The organism is Massilia sp. 01N410, assembly GCF_056399665.1.
Map to the genome: position 1 here is coordinate 373,791 of NZ_JBFTRV010000001.1, position 19,729 is coordinate 393,519.

Annotated in this window: 17 protein-coding genes and 1 pseudogene; 5 read left to right on the forward strand and 13 right to left on the reverse strand. The window is 67.7% G+C overall.

The features are described 5' to 3' along the window. Positions 1 to 3: 3 nt before the first annotated feature. The 7 genes from AC1DOP_RS01685 to AC1DOP_RS01715 form a co-directional block, all read right to left on the reverse strand. Positions 4 to 1,266 (reverse strand): SRPBCC family protein, encoded by a 1,263-nt coding sequence (locus tag AC1DOP_RS01685; RefSeq protein ID WP_441934162.1) that lies wholly within the window; start codon positions 1,264 to 1,266, stop codon positions 4 to 6. Continuing rightward, positions 1,217 to 1,957 carry a phosphoribosyltransferase gene (locus AC1DOP_RS01690; protein WP_477249422.1) on the reverse strand — a complete coding sequence of 247 codons (741 nt, stop codon included), beginning with the start codon at positions 1,955 to 1,957 and terminating at the stop codon, positions 1,217 to 1,219. The genes AC1DOP_RS01685 and AC1DOP_RS01690 overlap by 50 nt, the downstream gene beginning before the upstream one ends. A 30-nt stretch (positions 1,958 to 1,987) precedes the next feature. Beyond that, positions 1,988 to 2,458, reverse strand: a complete 471-nt coding sequence (locus tag AC1DOP_RS01695; RefSeq protein ID WP_477249424.1) for an Hsp20/alpha crystallin family protein — start codon at positions 2,456 to 2,458, stop codon at positions 1,988 to 1,990. A 122-nt stretch (positions 2,459 to 2,580) separates the two neighbouring features. Then, positions 2,581 to 3,438: an S-formylglutathione hydrolase gene (gene fghA / locus AC1DOP_RS01700; protein ID WP_441934168.1), complete on the reverse strand. Its 858-nt coding sequence runs from the start codon at positions 3,436 to 3,438 to the stop codon at positions 2,581 to 2,583. A gap of 78 nt (positions 3,439 to 3,516) precedes the next feature. Continuing rightward, the gene (locus AC1DOP_RS01705) at positions 3,517 to 4,104 is read right to left on the reverse strand and encodes a chromate transporter (RefSeq protein WP_441934170.1); all 588 of its coding nucleotides are present in this window, start codon (positions 4,102 to 4,104) and stop codon (positions 3,517 to 3,519) included. Beyond that, entirely contained in the window at positions 4,101 to 4,694 is a 594-nt protein-coding gene (locus tag AC1DOP_RS01710) for a chromate transporter (RefSeq protein WP_441934172.1), read from the reverse strand. The genes AC1DOP_RS01705 and AC1DOP_RS01710 overlap by 4 nt, the downstream gene beginning before the upstream one ends. Positions 4,695 to 4,748: 54 nt before the next feature. Next, positions 4,749 to 4,919 carry a hypothetical protein gene (locus AC1DOP_RS01715; protein ID WP_441934174.1) on the reverse strand — a complete coding sequence of 57 codons (171 nt, stop codon included), beginning with the start codon at positions 4,917 to 4,919 and terminating at the stop codon, positions 4,749 to 4,751. A 195-nt stretch (positions 4,920 to 5,114) separates the two neighbouring features. On the opposite strand from AC1DOP_RS01715, the gene AC1DOP_RS01720 reads away from it, so the two are divergent. Both AC1DOP_RS01720 and AC1DOP_RS01725 read left to right on the forward strand, forming a co-directional pair. Then, the gene (locus AC1DOP_RS01720) at positions 5,115 to 5,303 is read left to right on the forward strand and encodes a hypothetical protein (RefSeq protein ID WP_441934176.1); all 189 of its coding nucleotides are present in this window, start codon (positions 5,115 to 5,117) and stop codon (positions 5,301 to 5,303) included. 301 nt (positions 5,304 to 5,604) lie between these two features. Next, positions 5,605 to 7,710: pseudogene (locus tag AC1DOP_RS01725) on the forward strand (ATP-dependent helicase). 320 nt (positions 7,711 to 8,030) lie between these two features. On the opposite strand, the gene AC1DOP_RS01730 reads toward AC1DOP_RS01725, so the two are convergent. The 6 genes from AC1DOP_RS01730 to AC1DOP_RS01755 form a co-directional block, all read right to left on the reverse strand. Continuing rightward, positions 8,031 to 8,861 (reverse strand): SIR2 family NAD-dependent protein deacylase, encoded by an 831-nt coding sequence (locus AC1DOP_RS01730; protein ID WP_477249428.1) that lies wholly within the window; start codon positions 8,859 to 8,861, stop codon positions 8,031 to 8,033. Beyond that, positions 8,848 to 9,459, reverse strand: a complete 612-nt coding sequence (locus tag AC1DOP_RS01735; RefSeq protein ID WP_441934182.1) for a phosphohydrolase — start codon at positions 9,457 to 9,459, stop codon at positions 8,848 to 8,850. The genes AC1DOP_RS01730 and AC1DOP_RS01735 overlap by 14 nt, the downstream gene beginning before the upstream one ends. A gap of 79 nt (positions 9,460 to 9,538) precedes the next feature. Beyond that, the gene (locus tag AC1DOP_RS01740; protein WP_441934184.1) at positions 9,539 to 10,768 is read right to left on the reverse strand and encodes a CaiB/BaiF CoA transferase family protein; all 1,230 of its coding nucleotides are present in this window, start codon (positions 10,766 to 10,768) and stop codon (positions 9,539 to 9,541) included. An 11-nt stretch (positions 10,769 to 10,779) separates the two neighbouring features. Continuing rightward, on the reverse strand, positions 10,780 to 11,556 hold the full coding sequence (locus tag AC1DOP_RS01745) for an enoyl-CoA hydratase/isomerase family protein (RefSeq protein ID WP_477249430.1): 777 nt from the start codon (positions 11,554 to 11,556) through the stop codon (positions 10,780 to 10,782). Between the two features lie 65 nt (positions 11,557 to 11,621). Beyond that, the gene (locus tag AC1DOP_RS01750) at positions 11,622 to 12,905 is read right to left on the reverse strand and encodes an MFS transporter (protein WP_441934188.1); all 1,284 of its coding nucleotides are present in this window, start codon (positions 12,903 to 12,905) and stop codon (positions 11,622 to 11,624) included. A gap of 45 nt (positions 12,906 to 12,950) precedes the next feature. After that, complete coding sequence (locus AC1DOP_RS01755) at positions 12,951 to 14,186, reverse strand: pyridoxal-phosphate-dependent aminotransferase family protein (protein ID WP_441934189.1); 1,236 nt, start codon at positions 14,184 to 14,186, stop codon at positions 12,951 to 12,953. A 163-nt stretch (positions 14,187 to 14,349) separates the two neighbouring features. Between AC1DOP_RS01755 and AC1DOP_RS01760 the strand changes: the two genes are divergently transcribed. The 3 genes from AC1DOP_RS01760 (at position 14,350) to glpD (ending at position 19,721) form a co-directional block, all read left to right on the forward strand. Continuing rightward, on the forward strand, positions 14,350 to 15,066 hold the full coding sequence (locus tag AC1DOP_RS01760; RefSeq protein ID WP_441934191.1) for a GntR family transcriptional regulator: 717 nt from the start codon (positions 14,350 to 14,352) through the stop codon (positions 15,064 to 15,066). Position 15,067: 1 nt separating this feature from the next. Further along, positions 15,068 to 18,091 carry an FAD-binding and (Fe-S)-binding domain-containing protein gene (locus AC1DOP_RS01765; protein WP_477249434.1) on the forward strand — a complete coding sequence of 1,008 codons (3,024 nt, stop codon included), beginning with the start codon at positions 15,068 to 15,070 and terminating at the stop codon, positions 18,089 to 18,091. A gap of 82 nt (positions 18,092 to 18,173) precedes the next feature. After that, positions 18,174 to 19,721: a glycerol-3-phosphate dehydrogenase gene (gene glpD / locus AC1DOP_RS01770; protein ID WP_477249435.1), complete on the forward strand. Its 1,548-nt coding sequence runs from the start codon at positions 18,174 to 18,176 to the stop codon at positions 19,719 to 19,721. The last annotated feature ends 8 nt before the right edge of the window (positions 19,722 to 19,729 follow it).

Below are 19,729 nucleotides of genomic sequence, written 5' to 3' on the forward strand. Positions count from 1 at the left end.
GCTTCAGTGCAGCAGGCGGCTCATCCAGCCGGACTGCGCGGCTTCACGCGGCATCGAAGCGCGCTCGATGAAGGCCTTCATGCGCGCCAGGTCCTCGTCCATTGCCGACTTCGGATCGGAGCCGAGCAGCAGGGCCAGGCCGTGGCCGATGGCGCCGGCCGGCGGCGTGTAGGACATGCGCACGGTGACCAGGGTGCCGCCGCGGTGGCGCTCGAACTGGATCGAGCCGGTCTGCGGGATCTCGGCGCCGGGTTCGCTGCGCCAGGCCAGGCGGTTCGGACGGTTCTGCTCGGTCAGGACGGAATTCCATTCGAACTCGGAGCCGCCCGGGCCTTTCACGATCCAGTGCGAGCGGCGGCGGCCAAGGTCGCGCACCTCGACCACGTGGGACATGAAGCGCGGGAAGTTCTCGTAATTCGCAAATTGCTGGTAGACCTCGTCAGGCGACGCGTCGATGTGAACGGTCTTCTCGAAGTCGATGGTCTTGTCCATGCCAAGGCTCAGACCCTTGGCCATGCCGAGACCGGCGGCGCCGCGGCTTGCCAGGCTGCGCAGCGGCTGGTTGGCGACGCCGCGCGCCAGCAGGGCGGCGCCGGCCAGGCCCAGCACGGCGGTCAGCGGCGAGCGGCGCATCAGGCCCATCAGGGCCAGCAGGCCGCCGCCGACCAGGGCGGTGTTGCGCATCCCCGGGTTCCAGGCGCCTTCGCTGTCGCCGTGCACTTCCTGGGCCACACGCTTGCCGAGGCGGCCGGCGGTCTTGCGGGTGTCGTCATAGAAGTCGGCGACGCTGTCGGCGGCGCGGCTGACCGCGCTGCGGGCGCTCGCATAGCCGTCGCTGTCCCGGGCCTGGCTGGCGCCGCTCTTCGCTTTGGAGATTGCATCGTCGGCCAGGTCGCCGGCGGCGCTGGATGCGCGGGCCATGGCGTCTTTCGCCTTCGAGACGGTGTCGCCGATCATGTCGCCGGCGGCGCTTTTCACGCGCGAGATCGTCGAGCCGATGCCGCCGTCCGGCCTGGCCGATTCCACCAGCTCGTCGGCGGCGGCGCCCATGCGGCTGCCCGTGCCGTGCCAGACATTGCCGATGGCGCCGGATGTGCGTGAGCCGACGTTGCGCACGGCGGCGGCCGACTGCGCGCGGCGTGCGCTGCCGCGGTCGGGGTCGAGCATGTACATCAATAGGGCGCCGGCGGCGGCGCCGCCCAGCCATTTGGCAAGTTCAAGCCCGGTGTCCGTCGTCGTCGTGCTTTGCGTCGGCAGTCGTTGCATGATGTTCGTCCTCCATTGGTTGTTGTCGGTCGGCCGTCCGCGCATGCCAGGCGGCGGCCAGCAGATCCTGTACTTCCTCGTCGCTGGTCTGGTCGAAGGCCTCATACCACTGGCCCACGGAGCGGAACAGCGGCGGCGCCGACAGGCAGACCAGCAGGTCGACCTGACCCTCGAGCGCCGCCAGGGTTTGCGGCGGCGCCACCGGCACCGCCAGCACCAGCTTCGCCGGCTTCAAGCCGCGCGCCACGCGGATGGCCGCCAGCATGGTCGAACCGGTGGCAACGCCATCGTCGACCAGGATCGCGGTCCGTCCGGTCAGCGCCAGCGGCTTGCGGGCGCCGCGGTAGGCACGCTCGCGCCGCTGCAGTTCGGCCAGTTCGCGCACGGTGACGGCCTCGACCTGTTCGGCGCTCACGCCCATCAGGCCGGGCACGCCGGGCTGCAACACCCGTACGCCGCCGCTGCCGACCGCGCCCATCGCATATTCCTCGTGCCCGGGCATGCCCAGCTTACGTACGAGAAGGATATCGAGGTCGATGCCGAGCCGCTGTGCGATAGCGAACCCAACGGGCACTCCGCCGCGCGGCAGCGCCAGCACGACCGCGTCAGCGCGCCCCGCATATTCCCGCAGCTCGCGGGCCAGCAGCTTGCCGGCCTGTCTGCGGTCCTTGAAGTGGCGAAACTCGGTCATGCTGTGCTGCGCCCCCTTGCCGCTTCGGGCCTACTGGATGGTCAGCCGCTTTGCCGCGCCGCCCTGTTTCTTGGGCAACGTGAGCATGAGGACGCCATTCTCGAGCCGCGCTTCGGCGCCGGCATCGTCGACCTCGGAAGGCAGCGTGAAGCTGCGCTGGTACCTGCGTGTCGAACGTTCAGAATACACCACCTGTTCGCCCTCACGCTGTTCGTTTGCCTGCTGGCATTCCCCTTCGATCGTGACGCGCTGGCCGTCGATCGAGACCTTGACGTCTTCCTTCTTGACGCCCGGCAGCTCGGCCTGCACTTCGAAGGCTTTCTCGTGCTCGCTGACGTCGAGGCGCGGCATGGCCAGGCCCTCGTCGGCCCAGCGCCCGCCCTGGGCCAGGGGCGCGAAGAAATCCTGGAACATGTTCTCGACCATGCGGCCGAACTGGTCTTCCATGGGGCCGCCGCGCAGGGTGGACAGCGGGCTATTGTTTCTGCGGATGAGATTCATGATGACCTCCATTGCAAATGAATGCATCACCATTTATACGGCGACCGGAAGCCGATTTCAAGGGCCGCACAAGCAGGTTTGATGCCCGCCAGCCGGCGGGCAGGTGGAGGGAATTATCGGACTCAGGCCAGATTGCGGCGATGGAAGCGCAAATGATCTTCGACGAAGGTCGAGATGAAGTAATAGCCGTGGTCGTAGCCGGGGTGGCGGCGCAGTTCGAGCGGCTGGCCGGCGGCGCGGCAGGCTTCCTCGAAGGCTTCCGGATACAGCTGTTCCGCGAGGAATTTGTCGGCCAGGCCCTGGTCGATCAGGATGCCGTCCGGGAACACTGCGCGGCCGGCATCCTTCACCAGCTCGCTCGCGTCGTGGGCGCGCCAGGCCGCCTGGTCCTGGCCGAGATAGCCGCCGAAGGCCTTCTGGCCCCAGGGGCAGCGGGTCGGCGCGGCGATCGGCGCGAAGGCCGAGACCGAGCGGAACAGGTCCGGGTGGCGCAGCGCCAGGGTCAGGGCGCCGTGCCCGCCCATCGAGTGGCCGAAGATGCCGACCCGGCCCGCATCCGCCGGCAGGGTGGCCAGCACCAGTTGGCGCAGCTCGAGGATGTAGCTTTCCATGCGGTAGTGGCGGGCCCAGGGCTCGGCGCTGGCGTCGAGATAGAAGCCGGCGCCCACGCCGAAGTCCCAGCTGTCGGTCTCGCCGGGAACGCCGGCGCCGCGCGGACTGGTGTCGGGCGCGACCAGGATCACGCCGAGCTCGGCGGCGACGCGCTGGGCGCCGGCCTTGATCATGAAGGTTTCTTCGGTGCAGGTCAGCCCGGCCAGGTAGAACAGCACCGGCAGCTTCTTGCCTTCCGCTCCGGGCGGCAGGTAGACGGAAAAGCGCATCGGCAGGCCGATGGCGCTGGAGTCGTGCTGGTAGAAGCGCTGCACGCCGCCGAAGCAGGCGTGTTCGCTGAGTACATTGGCTTGGGCAAGATCGGTCATCGTCTTTCCATCGATAGGTGAACAATTGCATAAGTATGCCCGCTGCGCCGCCGTCTTGCAGTAGACATTGCAGCGAACTCAGACGATGCCGAGCGCGCCGAGCAGGGCGCCGGCCGCCAGCACCCACAACAGGTGCAGCCGGGTACGCCAGATCACCGCGCCGGCGGCGACGGAAAGCAGCCACAGCCGCCATTGTCCGCCGCCGGCCGAACTGCCGAGGATCCAGGCGGTCGACAGCAGCAGGGCGATCACCACCGGCGCCATGCCCTGCTTGAAGGCGCGCACGGCGCGCAGGTCGCGGTTGCGGTGGCCCCAGCGCGCCGCCGTGTAGGTGATGATGGTCGAGGGCGTCATGATGCCGACCATGCAGACCAGCACGCCGAACAGGGCGGCGCCGACGCTGCCGGCATTGAGGCCGACGTGCCAGCCCATCAGGGCCACGAACAGCACGTTGGGGCCGGGCGCGGCCTGGGCCAGGGCGATCGCGGCGTTGAACTGGTCCTGGGTCAACCAGTGGTGCTGCTCGACCAGGAAGCGGTGCATCTCGGACGAGGTCGAGATCGCGCCGCCGATCGACATCGTCGACAGCAGCAGGAAGTGGCCGAACAGGTTCAGCCAGTCGGACCAGGCCAGCGCCAGGTGCAGGGTCTCGTGTGCCGGGCTCATGATGTCAGGCGGCGCCAGGTGAGGACGCAGCCGAGGCCGCCCAGGCCCAGCAGCACGTACAGCAGCGGGCATTTCAGCAGCGCCACCAGCACGAAGCCGAGGGCGGCGATGGCCAGGCACCAGGACATCGGCAGCGGGCTGCGCTTGAGGGCCGCGGCCAGCCGCAGGCCGGCGACGCCGATCAGGCCGGCCGAGACGGCGGCCATGCCGCGCAGGGCGCCGGCCACCTGCGGGCTGTCGGCGAAGCGGTCGTGCAGCACCGCCAGAGTCAGCACCAGCACCAGCGGCAGGGCCAGCAGCCCGGCCAGGGCGGTCATGGCGCCGGGCAGGCCGAAATAGCGGCCGCCGATCATCAGCGACAGGTTGACCACGTTCGGGCCCGGCATGATCTGGGCGACGGCCCAGTCTTCGATGAATTCCTCCTGGGTCAGCCAGCGTTTGCGCTCGACGAGCTCGCGCTGGACGACGGCGAGCACGCCGCCGAAACCTTGCAAGGCCAGCAGCGTGAAGGAGATGAAGAGGTCGGACAGGGATTGCGGGCGGGGCGGGGAGCCGGGCTCCCCCGGCAGCGGATGCGGCGAGGTAGTCATGCACCGATTATCGCGCTGCGCCCACCCTCCTGTCCATGTGGCAGTGGCTGAGCTTTAGCCGCCGCCGATGCCGCGCATCACGCGGCCGGAACCTTCGCATTCCGGGCAGATCTTGCCGTCGGCCAGCTTGCCGCTGCCGCCGCAGGTCTCGCACAGGTCCTCGCCCGCGCCCGGGGTGCCCGGTTCGGCTTCGTCGCCCGGTTTCAGGTCGGGATCGGGAGTCATGGCCATGGGGTCCTCGCTGGTGATGGTTGACGGGATCATTCTAGGCCGGGCGGCGCGGCGGCGGCGCACGCGGATGCGCTGCGCCGTCATCTGCGCGTAATATGCGGATGCGATATGTCCTCTTGACTTGCAATTAATCTGGCCGATACTGCATCTGCGGCAAGCGGCCTCGATTCCGATCAAACAGGAGATGCAATGGAGCAAACTAGCCTGACCCAGCGCCTGGATGCGCAGCGCAGCAGCGTCGTCGATCTCGGCGTAGCCTTGCAATCACGCGACGGCACGATCTCGGCCGTGGAATTCCTGCGCTCGCGGGACATCGATCCAGCGGTCATCGAAAGGGTGCTGGGCGAGCCGGAACGCCGCCGCCCGCCCTCCGCTTGAGTGTTTCTGGGGTGTCGTGGTTATGCACAAATTTTTCTGCAATGCATCTTGCAAAAATATTTGAATCGTGCGCCGCTTGACATCGTAAGCCCTTGATTTTGCGTGCTTCACATCCTGCACGCACAATGGGCAAATTGTTGGAAGCCGCATCATTCCTTGCTTCCCGCATGTCAAGGGGGTGCTTTTCCACATGGTTATTCACAGATTTTGTGGATATCTGAACAAGCCTGGCCAGCTTATGGGGCTTGCCTAACTCTACTGGATAAATGTACAGTTCTGGCATCTCCAGACCTGTTGCATTATGCCCGATACCGCCGACCCCAGCGTTTCCGCACCCGCGCTGCATGATCCGCTGCCCGACCCCTATGCGTCCCTGAATCCGGAACAACGCGCGGCCGTCGAACACGACGTCGGCCTCGCGATGCCGCGGCCGCTGCTGGTCGTCGCCGGCGCCGGCTCGGGAAAGACGAATACGCTGGCCCACCGCGTGGCCCGGCTGATCCAGTCCGGCGCAGATCCGCAGCGCATCCTGTTGCTGACCTTTTCGCGGCGCGCCGCCAACGAGATGGTGCAGCGCGCCGGCGGCGTCCTGCAGCGCGTCTTCGGGACCTCGCCCCAGGCGGTGGCGGGCTTGCCCTGGGCCGGCACTTTCCACAGCATCGGTGCCCGCCTGCTGCGCGAGTACGCCGGCCGGATCGGGCTGGAGTCCTCCTTCACCATCCACGACCGCGGCGATTCCGAAGACCTGATGGGCATGGTGCGCCAGGATATTGGCCTTACCGGTGGCCAGAAGCGGTTTCCCTTGAAAGGCACCTGCCTGGCCATCTATTCGCGCGTGGTGAACAGCCAGGACGCGCTCGGCGAGGTGCTGCAGACGACCTTCCCCTGGTGCAGCGAATGGGAGGAGCAGCTGAAACGCCTGTTCGGCGCCTATGTCGACGCCAAGCAGGAGCAGAACGTGCTCGACTACGACGACCTGCTGCTGTTCTGGTCCGAGATGGCGTCCGACCCGGAACTCGGACCGGAGCTGGGCGCGCTGTTCGACCACGTGCTGGTCGACGAATACCAGGACACCAACCGCCTGCAGGCCGCCATCATCCAGGGCATGAAGCCGGACGGGCAGGGCGTGATGGTGGTCGGCGACGACGCCCAGGCCATCTATTCCTTCCGCCGGGCGACGGTGCGCAACATCCTCGACTTCCCGCAAGCCTTCTCGCAGCCGGCCCGCGTCATCACCCTCGACCGCAACTACCGCTCCACCCAGCCCATCCTGGATGCCTCGAACGCCGTTATCGCCGCCGCGCTGGAGCGGCATGCGAAGACGCTGTGGACGGATAAAGTGTCGACGGCGAAGCCGCAGCTGGTGCTGATTCCGGACGAGGCCGAGCAGGCGCGCTGGGTCTGCAACCGCGTGCTGGAACAGCGCGAAGCCGGCACCAGGCTGACCCAGCAGGCGGTGCTGTTCCGCGCCGCCAGCCACAGCGCCGCGCTGGAGCTGGAGCTGGTGCGCCGGAACATCCCCTTCGTGAAGTTCGGCGGCCTGAAATTCCTGGAAGCGGCCCATATCAAGGACATCCTCGCGGTGCTGCGCTTCGCCCAGAACCCGGCCGGACGCCTGGCCGGATTCCGCGTCGCCCAGCTGATCCCCGGCATCGGCCCGGCGAACGCGGCGCGGCTGCTGGATGCGGTAGGCGAGGCCGCCGATCCGCTTGCGGCCGTGGAAGCCTTCGAAGCGCCGGCGCGCGCCCAGGGCGACTGGGAAGCCTTCGTGGCCCTGTTCCGCAGCCTGCGGACGCCCGGGCTACACTGGCCGATGGACATCGAACTGGTGCGCGGCTGGTACCAGCCCCACCTGGAGCGCCTGTACGACGACGCCCCGGTGCGCGCGGCCGATCTCGAGCAGCTGGTGGCGCTGGCCGGCGGCTACGGTTCGCGCGAGACCTTCCTGACCGAGCTGACCCTCGATCCGCCCGAAGCGACCAGCGACCGCGCCGGTCCGCCGCTGCTGGACGAGGATTACCTGATCCTGTCGACCATCCATTCGGCCAAGGGCCAGGAGTGGCAGTCGGTGCACGTGCTGAACGTGGTCGACGGCTGCATCCCCTCCGACATGGCCACCGGCAGCGGCGACGACATCGAGGAGGAGCGGCGCCTGTTGTATGTGGCCATGACGCGCGCCAGGGAGTAGTTGCACCTGGTGGTGCCGAACCGCTTCTTCATCAAGCAGCAGTCGCAGATGGGCGACCGGCATGTCTACGCCCAGCGAACCCGCTTCATCAGCCCGGCGATGCTGAAGCATTACGAGGAATGCGTGTGGGTGAACGGGGATACACCGCACAGCCGCAAGCCGATGCCGGACGAAGTAAGGATGCTGGTGCGCGAGCGGGCGCGAAGCCGCTGGAAATGAGCTTGGAAAGAATAGTTATCCCCCGTGTCCTACCCTTGTAGGAATTTGCCGCATAGCCATGTCCTGCACAAAACTGGGGCTTAGCTAAGTCCTTGATTTTGCAGGGCTAAGATTTTGCCTGTTGAACGGGCAATTTGTTGAAACCCGCACCAATACTGCCCTCCCGGCTTGTCAAGAGGCGCTTGTCCACAACGTTATCCACATTTCCTGTGGATATGAAAATAAAGGCTGTGGAATCAAGTATTTAGGGCCTGATCTTGAGAAAAGCCTTGGCATTTTCGTCAGGTAAATTCTTGCGCCGGGCGATGGGCCCGGCCGGCTCAGTCCAGATGCTCGCGCAGGCGCCGCAAGGCTTCCAGCGCCCCGGCCGGAATGCCGACGTCGCGCGCGGACGGCACCCGCGGCTCGCGCGGATTGATGCGGACCAGGGGCGCGCTCCGGGACTCGCATATGCGCCGCACCGAGGGCACGTCGGTGCCGGCGCCGAGCTCGATCACCACCAGGCGCCGCGCCTGCGCCAGCCAGGCCTCCAGGCGTTCGTACTGCGCTTCGGTGCGCTCGTCCAGCCAGGCGCCGTCGTTGAACATCAGGACATTCGGACGCGCCAGCGCACCGCAATGCGGGCAGGCCGGCAGGGGCGGGCGCATCAGGCAGTCGGCCGGATCGATCTCGGGGCGGACCGCATCCGCCGGCCAGATCGCCTCGCCGCAGGGGTGGCTGCATTGCAGGTGGTGAATGGAGCCGTGGCATTCGACCAGCCGTTCCTCGGGAAAGCCGGCACGCTGGAACTGGCCGTCGACATTGCTGGTGAAGACGAAGGCGCCCAGCGGCAGGCGCTCGCCCAGTTCGCGCAGGATCGCAAAACCTTCGTGGGGCACAGTGTCGCGGTAGAGCGCCAGCCGGTGTCCATAGAAGCCCCAGGCCAGTTCGGGATGGTGGGCAAAGCTGCGCGGGTTCGCGATCTCGACGAAGCGGATGCCGAGTTCGGCCAGCGGCGGATAGGCGCGCCAGAAACCGTGGTCGCCGCGGAAGTCGGGCAGGCCGGAATCGACGCCGATGCCGGCGCCGGCGCCGATCAGCAGGGCGTCGGCCTCGCGGATCAAGACGGCAGCGCGGGCGATGGCGGCGTCGAATGCCTCAGTCACGGACATCTTCGGCATCGATGAGCCGCTTCTGGTGGTCTAGTTCAGCCAGGAAGCGCTCGGCGGCGACGGTCGGCGGCCACGGTTCCCAGGGACGGCAGCGGTAGCGCGCCGCCAACGGATCCTCCTCCAGCACGGCGGCGCGGATCTTTAAGGTAGTGCGCACCTCTTCTTCCTTCCAGCCGACCACGTGGACGGCCTCGCTGGCGGCGGCCAGGCGGTCGGCCTGCTTGTGCTTCGCGTGTTCGGTGGGCGTCCAGGCCGGCAGGCCGTAGCGCAGGAAGACCATGTGTTCGAGTCTTTGCGTGAGCGCCTTGAAGCCCTCGCCGAGGAAGGGTTTGAGCGGCGACACGGCGTCGAAGCCGAGCAGGCCTTCCTCGGCGTCGTGCAGCAGTTCGCGCAGTTCGATCACCGGGGACAGCGGGATGGGCGAGGCGGCGCGCCGCAGCAGCATCACGCAGATCGAGTGCTGGGCCACCGACAGGGGCAGCGGCCAGGCCGAGTGTCCGCCCCAGCGGTAGGTGCGGGCCAGGCCCAGGGCCAGGTCGGCGTCGTCCCAGTCGAAGGGCGTGGGATTCAGCAAATCGAGCCGTTTGCCGGAAGGCATACGAACCCAGGCACGCAGGTCCTGCACCATCAAGGAAGCCCCATCATTGTTTCAGATGGGGGGATTGTACACGCAGCGCCTAATCCAGCCGGGCTTCCTCGATCACCCCGTCGGCCGCGAAACCGTCGATCTCCTCGTCGCCATAGCCGTACTCCCTGAGCAGTTCGCGCGAATGCTCGCCCAGCATCGGCGCGTGGCGGTCGACGCGGGTGGGCGTCTGCGAAAAATGCACGGGGCAGCCCAGCGCGCGCGTGGTACCGGCCTGGGGATGCTCGACCTCGACCACCATGCCGCGCGCCTCCACCTGCGGATGGCTGAGCGCTTCGGCGATCGTATGCACCGGACCGACCGGCACGCCGGCGGCGTCGAAGGCGGCGATCCATTCGTCGCGCGAGCGTGTCTTCAGCACCGCAGCCATCGCATCGGTGAGCACGCTCAGGTTGCGCATGCGCGCGCCGTTGTCGGCGAAGCGCGGGTCTTCGCGCCATTCCGGGTGGCCCAGCACGTCGGCGATGCGCTCCCAGTTGGCCTGGTTGGCGCCGCCGATATTGATCCAGCCGTCGCTGGCCTGGAAGGCCTGGTAGGGCGCGGTCAGCAGGTGGGCCGAGCCGGTCGGGCCGCTGGAGTGCCCGGTCGCGAAATAGATCGCCGCGTGCCAGTAGGTCTGCTGCAGCGCCGCTTCCATCAGCGAGGTGTCGACCACCTGGCCCTGGCCGGTCTTCTGCTTGTGCGCATAGGCGGCCAGGATGCCGACCACCGCCAGGATGCCGGCATTGATGTCGGCGATCGAGTTGCCGGTCTTGACGGGCGGGCGTCCGGGTTCGCCGGTCACCGACATCAGGCCAGCAAAGCCCTGGGCGATGAGGTCGAAGCCGCCCTTGTCCGCGTAGGGGCCGTCGCGGCCGTAGCCGGACACCGAGCAGTAGATCAGGCCCGGATTGATCTCCCTGAGGGTTTCGTAGCCCAGGCCCAGGCGCTCCAGCGTGCCGCGGCGGTAGTTTTCGGTCAGGACGTCGGCTTCCTTCACCATCCGCAGCAGGATCTCGCGCCCCTTCGCATGCTTCAGGTTGAGGGCGATGCCGCGCTTGTTGCGGTTGAGGATCAGGAAGGGCGCCGAGACGCCGTTGATGCGCGGTTCGCGATAGCCGCGCGAATCGTCGCCGCCGGGGAGCTTTTCGACCTTGACGACGTCGGCGCCCATGTCGGCCAGCATCATGCCGCAGGTGGGGCCGGCCATGATCTGCGCGAGTTCGAGCACGCGCATGCCGGCCAGCGGTCCGGGATGGGGAGTGGTGTTTGTGCTTGTCATGGATGTCGTGTTCAGGAGCCGGACCAGGCCGGTTTCTGTTTATCGAGGAAGGCGGACACGCCGATCTTGAAATCGGCACTGCCGTAGCAGGCGGCCACCAGGTCGTCGCCCTGCGGGACGGTTTCCGCCACCACCCTCCGGATCGCTTCCTTCGACACCCGCTGGGTCACCGGCGCCAGCTTTTCGAGGCGGGCGCACAGCTTGTCGGCGGCATCGTCGAGCGCACCGGCGTCGGCGATCTCGGTCAGGAAGCCGCAGTCGTAAGCTTCCCGGGCCGGGAGCAGGTCGGCCAGCAGCAGCATGCGCTTGGCGCGCGCCACGCCGAAAGCCGCGACCACGCGCGCGGTATTCGCCATCGACAGGCAGTTGCCGAGCGTGCGCGCGATCGGCACGCCGAACGACGCGGTGGGGGCGGCGATGCGGAAATCGCAGGCGGCGGCGATGGCGAGGCCGCCGCCGATGGTCCAGCCGTCGAGGATGGCGACGGTGGGCATGGGCAGGCCCTCGATCTGGCCGATGCGCCGGTCGATCACGCGTTCGTAGGCGAGACCGTCGTCGCCGCCTTCGAAGGTCTTGAATTGTTCGATGTCGGTGCCGGCCACGAAGGCGTCGCCGCCGGCGCCGCGGAAGGTGGTCACGCGCACGTCGGCGCGTTTGGCGATCTCGTCGCAGATGCGGCCCAGCTCTTCGTACATGGCCCAGGTCATGGCGTTGCGCGCCTCCGGGCGGTCGATCAGGATGGATGCGATGCCGTTACGGACGCTCAGTTGTACACGGCCCTTGTTCATGGATTTCCTTTCGCGGCTTGACTGGGCAGCCGGCCGGCCCGGACGGCGCGGCCGGCTGCCATGGCTCAGATGGCGACGGTCGGCTGCGGCTGCAGCGCGCCGTGCGCGGTTTCGTCGAACTGCTTGCCCGGCTTCATGGCGAAGGCGGTGATCGAACCGACGATCATCAGCGCCATCGAGAAGATGAAGGGCGTGTCCCAGTTGCCGGTCTTGTCGATCAGCCAGCCGCCGAACAGCGGGCTGATGATGGCGGCCAGCGCCGAGCCGGTGTTCATCATGCCGCTCGCGGTGCCGGAGAATTTCGGCGCGATGTCCATCGGGATCGCCCACATCGGGCCGATGGTGAATTCGATGAAGAAGAAGCCGAGGCTCAGGCAGACCGCCGAGATCACCAGGTCGTGCACGAACATCAGCGGCACCAGCGAGGCCAGGGTCAACAGCATGCAGATCACGACCACGTTGCGGCGCGCGGTGTTCAGGTTGCCGGTCTTCTTCAGCAGGTGGTCGGAGACGATGCCGCCCAGTGCATCGCCGACCACGCCGGCCAGGAACACGCCGGCCGAGAAGATCGCCGACTTCTTCAGGTCGAGCTGGTAGTTGTGCAGGAAGTACTGCGGAATCCAGCTCAGGAACAGCCACAGGATCCAGCCGTAGCAGAAGTAGGTGATCGTCACCGGCGACATGCGGCGGAACAGCGGCATCCACGGGACTTTCGGGCGGTCCTTGAACTGCTTGTATTCGGGCAGGGAGGCCAGCTCGTCCTTCGTGATGCGCGGATGGTCGGCCGGGTTGTCGCGGAAGCTGATCGCCCACCACATCACCCACAGCAGGCTGATGCAGCCGAGGATGATGAAGGAGCCGCGCCAGCTGGTGGCGGCCATCAGCGCCACCACCAGCGGCGGGGTGAGGGCGTTGCCGAGGCGCGCGCAGGCGTGGGTGATGCCCTGGGCGAAGCCGCGCTTCTCGGCCGAGAACCAGCTGGCCATGGCGCGGGTGGCGGTGGGGAAGGTGGCGCCTTCGCCCAGGCCCAGCAGCATGCGGGCGAGGAACAGGGAGACCAGGCCGGTGGCCAGGCCGCTGAGGATGGTGGCGCCGGCCCACACCACGGCGCAGACGGTCAGGGTCTTGCGCGCGCCGAACTTGTCGCCCAGCCAGCCGCCGATGATCTGGAAGACGAGGTAGGGATAGGCGAAGGCGGAAAACACGAAGCCGAGTTGGGTCTTGCTGAGCCCGAACTCCTTGCCGAAGCTGGCGGCGGCGGTACTGACGTTGACGCGGTCTACATAGGTAATCAGGTACATCACGCAGAGTAGTAACAGCACCTGCGTCGTGGCACGGCTTGCTTTCATGTGGTGTCTCCTGTTTGGTTTTTCTTGGATCCGGCGCGGCGCTCGTCAGGCGGCCTTGGCCAGGGTGTCGGCGTGCTTCCCTTGTGGGGCGGTCGCCGTCAGGTACTGCATGGCGGCGAGTACGCCGCCCTTGCGGTGCGGGACGCCCGCCACCTCGAAGCCCATCTCGACACCGGCGAGGGTGCCCATCAGGCTCAGGTCGTTGAAGTCGCCGAGGTGGCCGATCCGGAATACCCATCCGGACAGCCTGGTCAGGCCCTGGCCCAGCGACATGTTGAAGTTCTCCAGCACCGCCTTGCGGAAGGCGTCGGCATTCGCATACTGGCCGGAGGCGTCCTTCGGCATCACGACGGCGGTCAGCACGCCGCTGTACTCGGCCGGGTTCTGGCACAGGATCTCCATCCCCCAGGCCTCGACCGCGGCGCGGGTGGCGGCCGCATGGCGCTGGTGGCGCGCGAACACGTTCTGCAGGCCTTCCTCGAGCAGCATGTCGCAGGCTTCGGACAGGCCGTAGAGCAGGTTGGTGGCCGGGGTGTAGGGCCAGAAGCCGTTCTTGTTGGCTTCGAGGATCTCGTCCCAGCCCCAGTAGGCCTTCGGCAGCCTGGCCTGGCGCGAGGCGGCGATGGCCTTGCTTGACACCGCGTTGAAGGACAGGCCGGGCGGCAGCATCAGGCCTTTCTGCGAGCCGCTGACGGTGACGTCCACGCCCCATTCGTCGTGGCGGTAGTCGATCGAGCCGAGCGAGGAAATGGTGTCGACCAGCAGCAGGGCCGGGTGGCCGGCGCGGTCGATGGCGCGGCGCACGGCGGCGATGTCGGAGGTGACGCCGGTCGAGGTTTCGTTATGCACCACACATACCGCCTTGATGGTGTGCTCGGGGTCGGCGGCCAGGCGCGCCTCGATGGCGGCGGCATCGGCCCCGCGGCGCCAGTCGCCGCCGAGGAATTCTGCATTCAGCCCGAGCTTGTCGGCCATCTTCTTCCACAGGGTGGCGAAGTGGCCGGTCTCGACCATCAATACCGTGTCGCCGGGCGAGAGGGTGTTCACCAGCGCGGCTTCCCAGGCGCCGGTGCCGGAGGCCGGATAGATCACGACCGGGTTCTCGGTCTGGAAGATCTTGCGGATGTCGGCCAGCACCTTCCTGCCGAGGGCCTGGAATTCCGGCCCGCGATGGTCGATGGTCGGATAGTCCATCGCGCGCAGGATGCGGTCGGGGACGGTGGAGGGGCCGGGGATCTGCAGGAAGTGGCGGCCGGCGGGATGGGAGTTCAGTTTGACCATGTGGGACCCTGTCGTAGTGAGAAAAATGGCGAAAACATTTTGTATACAATATTCAAACGTAAAACGAAGTCAATGCGAATTGCATTCGTATCCATCGTTACCTAGCAGGATTGACAGGATGTGCTGGCATCCAAATTTGTATGTGGTATACAATTTTGGAACCATGAATAATCCTGCAACTCCACCCATCATCGCCAGCATCGACCGCCTCGGCCTGTCCGCCGCAGTCGGTGCGCGTCTGCGCGACATGATCGTCGAGGGCGTCCTCGCCCCCGGCACCCGCCTCAACGAACGCATGCTGTGCGAGCAGCTGAACGTCTCGCGCACGCCGCTGCGCGAAGCCTTCAAGACCCTGGCGGTCGAAGGCCTGATCGTGCTGCAGCCCAACCGCGGCGCCGTGGTCGCCCAGATGTCCGTACCCGAGATCGAGCAGACCTTCGAAGTGATGGGCGCGCTGGAAGGGATGTCGGGCGAGCTGGCCTGCGCCCGCGCCACCGACGCCGAAATCGCCGAGGTCAGGGCCCTGCATTTCGAGATGATGGCGGCCCACGCGCGGCGCGACCTGCCCACTTACTACAAGCTGAATCACGCGATCCACGACTGTTTCAACGCGATGGCGCGCAATGGGGTGCTGACCGAGACCTACCAGCAGATCAATGCGCGCATCCAGAGCCTGCGCTTCCGCTCGAACTTCAACCAGGACAAATGGGATACCGCCGTCAGGGAGCACGGCGCCATGCTCGAAGCCCTGGAGAAGCGCGACGGCGAGGCCCTGCGCCAGATCCTGCTGCAGCACCTGCGCAACAAGCGCGACGCGGTGCTCGCCGTGCTGCGCGCAGCGTCGCAGGCGCCCGACGACACCCCACCCGGAGCCCCATGACATGAACGATTCGGTACCTTCCAGAGTATTGCTTTCCACCGGCCTGCAGGCGCGCATCGACAGCCAGGAACTGGCCGGCCGGCTGCGCAAGGAAACGACAGGGGAGGTACTGTTCGACCGCGGGTCGCGTGGGCGCTACGCCACCGACGCTTCGATCTACCAGATCGAGCCGGTCGGCGTGTTCGTGCCGCGCACCCCCGACGACGTCGCGCTGGCGCTGGCCATCGCCCGCGACGCCCGGGTGCCGGTGCTGCCGCGCGGGGCCGGCACCAGCCAGTGCGGGCAGACGGTCGGCGCCGCGCTGGTACTCGACAACAGCAAATACCTGAACCAGGTGATCGCCTTCGACAAGGAAGCGATGACGGTCACGGTGCAGCCCGGGATCGTGCTGGACCACCTGAACGCCTGGCTGAAGCCGCACGGGCTGTGGTTCCCGGTGGACGTCTCGACCGCCGCCCAGTGCACCCTCGGCGGCATGGCCGGCAACAACTCCTGCGGCTCGCGCAGCCTGTATTACGGGAACATGGTGCACAATGTGCTGGCCATCGACGCCTGGCTGGCGGACGGCAGCCAGGCCCGCTTCTGCGAACTGGACGCGATGCGCGCCGGAGCGTCCGCCCGCATCGGCCAATTGGTCGACACGGTGGAGGCGATCGCCGCCCGCGAGCATGCGGAAATCGCCGAACGCTACCCGAAGGTGCTGCGGCGCGTGGGCGGCTACAACCTCGACATCTTCCATCCGCAATCGGAGCGGCCCTATACCCGCGACGGCAGCGTCAACCTGGCGCATCTGCTGGTGGGCTCGGAAGGCACGCTGGCCTACACCGGACAGATCACGCTGGCGCTGGCGCCGCTGCCGAAGGCGAAGGCGCTCGGCATCGTCAACTTCACGGACTTCAGCAAGGCGATGGACAGCACCCGGCACATCGTCAAGCTCGGGCCGGTGGCGGTGGAGCTGGTCGACCGCACCATGATCGAACTGGCGCGCGGCAATCCGGCCTTCCGCCCGACCATCGAGAAGGCCCTGATCGGCAAGCCGGATGCGATCCTGCTGGTGGAATTCGCCGGCGAGGACAGGGCCGGGCAGCTGCGCGGCTTGAAGAGCCTGGTGGACCTGATGGGCGACCTCGGGCTGCCCGGCTCGGTGGTCGAGATGCCGGACGAGCAGGAGCAGAAGGCGCTGTGGGAAGTGCGCAAGGCCGGCCTGAACATCATGATGAGCCTGAAGGGCGACGGCAAGCCGGTCTCCTTCATCGAAGACTGCGCGGTGCCGCTCGAGCACCTGGCCGAGTACACCGACCAGCTGACCGAAGTCTTCGCCAGGCACGGCACGCGCGGCACCTGGTATGCCCACGCCTCGGTCGGCACCCTGCACGTGCGCCCGATCCTCGACCTGCGCCGCGACGGCAGCGCCAAGATGCGCGCCATCGCCGAGGAAGCGGCAAGCCTGGTGCGCCGCTACAAGGGCGCCTTCTCGGGCGAGCACGGCGACGGCCTGGTGCGCAGCGAATGGGTCGACTGGCAGTTCGGCGAGCGCATGATGGGCGCCTTTGCCGGGATCAAGGATGCCTTCGACCCGGACGGCCTGATGAACCCGGGGAAGATCGTGCGTGCGACGAAAATGGACGACGCCTCGCTGTACCGCTTCAAGCCCGGCTATGCCGAGCAGCCGCTGCGCACCGCGCTCGACTGGTCGGCGTGGAACGTGCAGACCGACCCGGTCACGGAACAGGCGGGCGCGCCCGGCAGCGGTGGCGATGCGACCGGCGGCTTCGCCAAGGCCATCGAGATGTGCAACAACAATGGCCACTGCCGCAAGTTCGACAGCGGCACCATGTGCCCGAGCTACCGCGTGACGAAGGACGAGCAGCACCTCACGCGCGGCCGCGCCAACACCCTGCGCCTCGCCGTGTCGGGCCAGCTCGGGCCGGACGCCATGAGCTCCGAGACCCTGCACGAGACCCTCGACCTGTGCGTGAGCTGCAAGGGCTGCAAGCGCGATTGCCCGACCGGCATCGACATGGCGCGCATGAAGACCGAATTCCTGTACCACTACCGCAAGCGCCACGGCATGCGCCTGAAGGACAAGCTGGTGGCCAACCTGCCGCGCTATGCGCCGTGGGCGGCGAAGTTCGCGCCGCTGCTGAACCTGCGCGACCACCTGCCCGGCGCCGCCCGCCTTTCCGAACACTGGCTGGGTCTCAGTGCGAAGCGTTCGCTGCCGCGCTGGCGCGCCGATACCTTCATGGCGGGCCTGGTCGCGCCCTCCGCGGCGCCGGCGGGGGCGGCGGAAGTGGTGCTGTTCGCCGACACCTTCAACAACTATTTCGAGTCCGAGAATGCGAGCGCCGCCCTGCGCGTGCTGCAGGCCGCCGGCTACCACGTGCACGTGGCGCGGGCGAAGGGGGAGTCGCGGCCCCTGTGCTGCGGGCGAACCTACCTGGCCGCAGGCCAGGTCGACCAGGCCAGGCAGGAAGCGCGCCGCAGCATCGATGCGCTGCTGCCCTTCGTGGCGCGCGGCATCGCCGTCGTCGGGCTGGAGCCGTCCTGCCTGCTGACCATGCGCGACGAGTTCCTGGCTTACGGCTTCGGCGAAGAAGCCAGGCTGCTGTCCGGCGCGGCCATGCTGTTCGAAGAGTTCATCGCGCGCGAATCGAAGGCGGGCAGGCTGAAGCTGAAGCTGAAGGCGCTGCCACAATCGACGGCCCTGTTGCACGGCCACTGCCACCAGAAGGCCTTCGATGCCGTCAAGCCGGTACAGGCCGTGCTCGGGCTCATCCCCGGTCTCGAGGTCAAGCTGATCGAGAGCAGCTGCTGCGGCATGGCCGGCAGTTTCGGCTACGAGGCCAGCCATTACGAGGTTTCGATGAAGATGGGCGAGCTGGCGCTGCTGCCGGCCGTGCGCCAGGCCGGAGCGGATACACTGATCGTGGCCGACGGCACCAGCTGCCGCCACCAGATCCTCGACGGCGCCCAACGCGAAGCCCTGCATGTGGCGCGGGTACTGGAGGCGGCGCTGGCTTGATATGGCCGAACACCCGGGCCGGGAGGGGCACTAAACTTGTCTGTTGCGGCCATCCGGGGCCGTCCAGGCGAGGGAGCGGCAGATGGCAAACAATCCGAAGCGCATCGATTGCGACGTACTGGTGGTGGGCGGCGGCATCAACGGCGCCGGCATCGCGCGCGACGCCAGCGGGCGCGGCCTGCGCGTGCTGCTGTGCGAGAAGGACGACCTGGCCCAGCATACGTCCTCGGCGTCGAGCAAGCTGATCCACGGCGGCCTGCGCTACCTCGAGCAATACCACTTCGGCCTGGTGCGCAAGGCCCTGGCCGAGCGCGAGGTGCTGCTCAAGAGCGGCCCTCACATCATGCATCCGCTGCGCTTCATCATGCCGCATACGTCCGGCCAGCGCCCGGCCTGGCTGATCCGCATGGGCCTCTTCCTCTACGACCACCTGGCGCGGCGCGACTTCCTGCCGGGCTCCGAGGCGCTCTCGCTGCAGGGCCATCCGGCGGGCGCGCCGCTGCAGCCGCGCTTTGCCCGTGCCTTCGCCTATTCCGATGCCTGGGTCGACGATGCGCGGCTGGTGGTGCTGGCCGCCGTCGATGCGCGCGAGCGCGGCGCCAATGTCCTGACCCGCACCCGCTGCACGGGCCTGGCGCGCGAGCCGCAGCGCTGGATCGCTACCCTGCAGGGACCGGACGGCGAGCTGCGCGTGCATGCGCGCTGCCTGGTGAACGCGGCCGGCCCCTGGGCCGCCGGCTTCCTCGGCACGGCCACCGGCAAGCCCGGCGCCGCGCGCCCGCTGCGCCTGGTGAAGGGCAGCCACATCGTGCTGCCGCGCCTGTTCGAGCACGACAGCGCCTACATCCTGCAGCAGCCGGACGGCCGGATCGTGTTCGCCATTCCCTACGAGGGCCGGTTCACCCTCGTCGGCACCACCGACATCGACTACCAGGGCGACCTCGACCGCGTCGCCATTGACGCCGCCGAGATCGATTACCTGTGCGCGGCCGTGAACCGCGCCTTCGCGCAGCCGGTCGCGCCGAACGATGTGGTGTGGACGTACGCCGGCGTGCGGCCGCTGATCGGCGAAGAGGGGGCCACCGCTTCGAGCGCCAGCCGCGACTACAGGCTGGAGACGAATCTGGACGGCGCGCCGCTGCTGTCCGTCTTCGGCGGCAAGGTCACCACCTTCCGCAAGCTGGCCGAACAGGCGGTGGACTGGATCGCGCCGGCGCTGGGCCGCCGGGTACCCGGCTGGACCGACAAGGCCTGCCTGCCGGGCGGCGACCTGTTTGGACGCCAGCCCAGCGCGCGTTCGGTGCTCGAGTTCGAAGCCTGGACCCGCACCCGCCAGCAGCAGTACGCCGGCCTGGCGCCGGCGCTGGTGGCCCGCTATGCGCGCGCCTACGGCACCCGGCTCGGCGCCATGCTGGGGCATCGCCGCAGCCGCGCGGATCTCGGCGAGGAAATCGTGCCGGGACTGTTCGAAGTGGAGGCGGACTGGCTGGTGAAGCAGGAATGGGCGCAGACCGCGGACGACATCCTGTGGCGCCGCACCAAGCTGGGCCTGCACATCCCGCCAGGCACGGAGCGCCGCCTGGAGATATGGCTGGCGGCGCGCCGCGGCCTGCCGCTGCCGGCCGCGTAGCGCGTGCA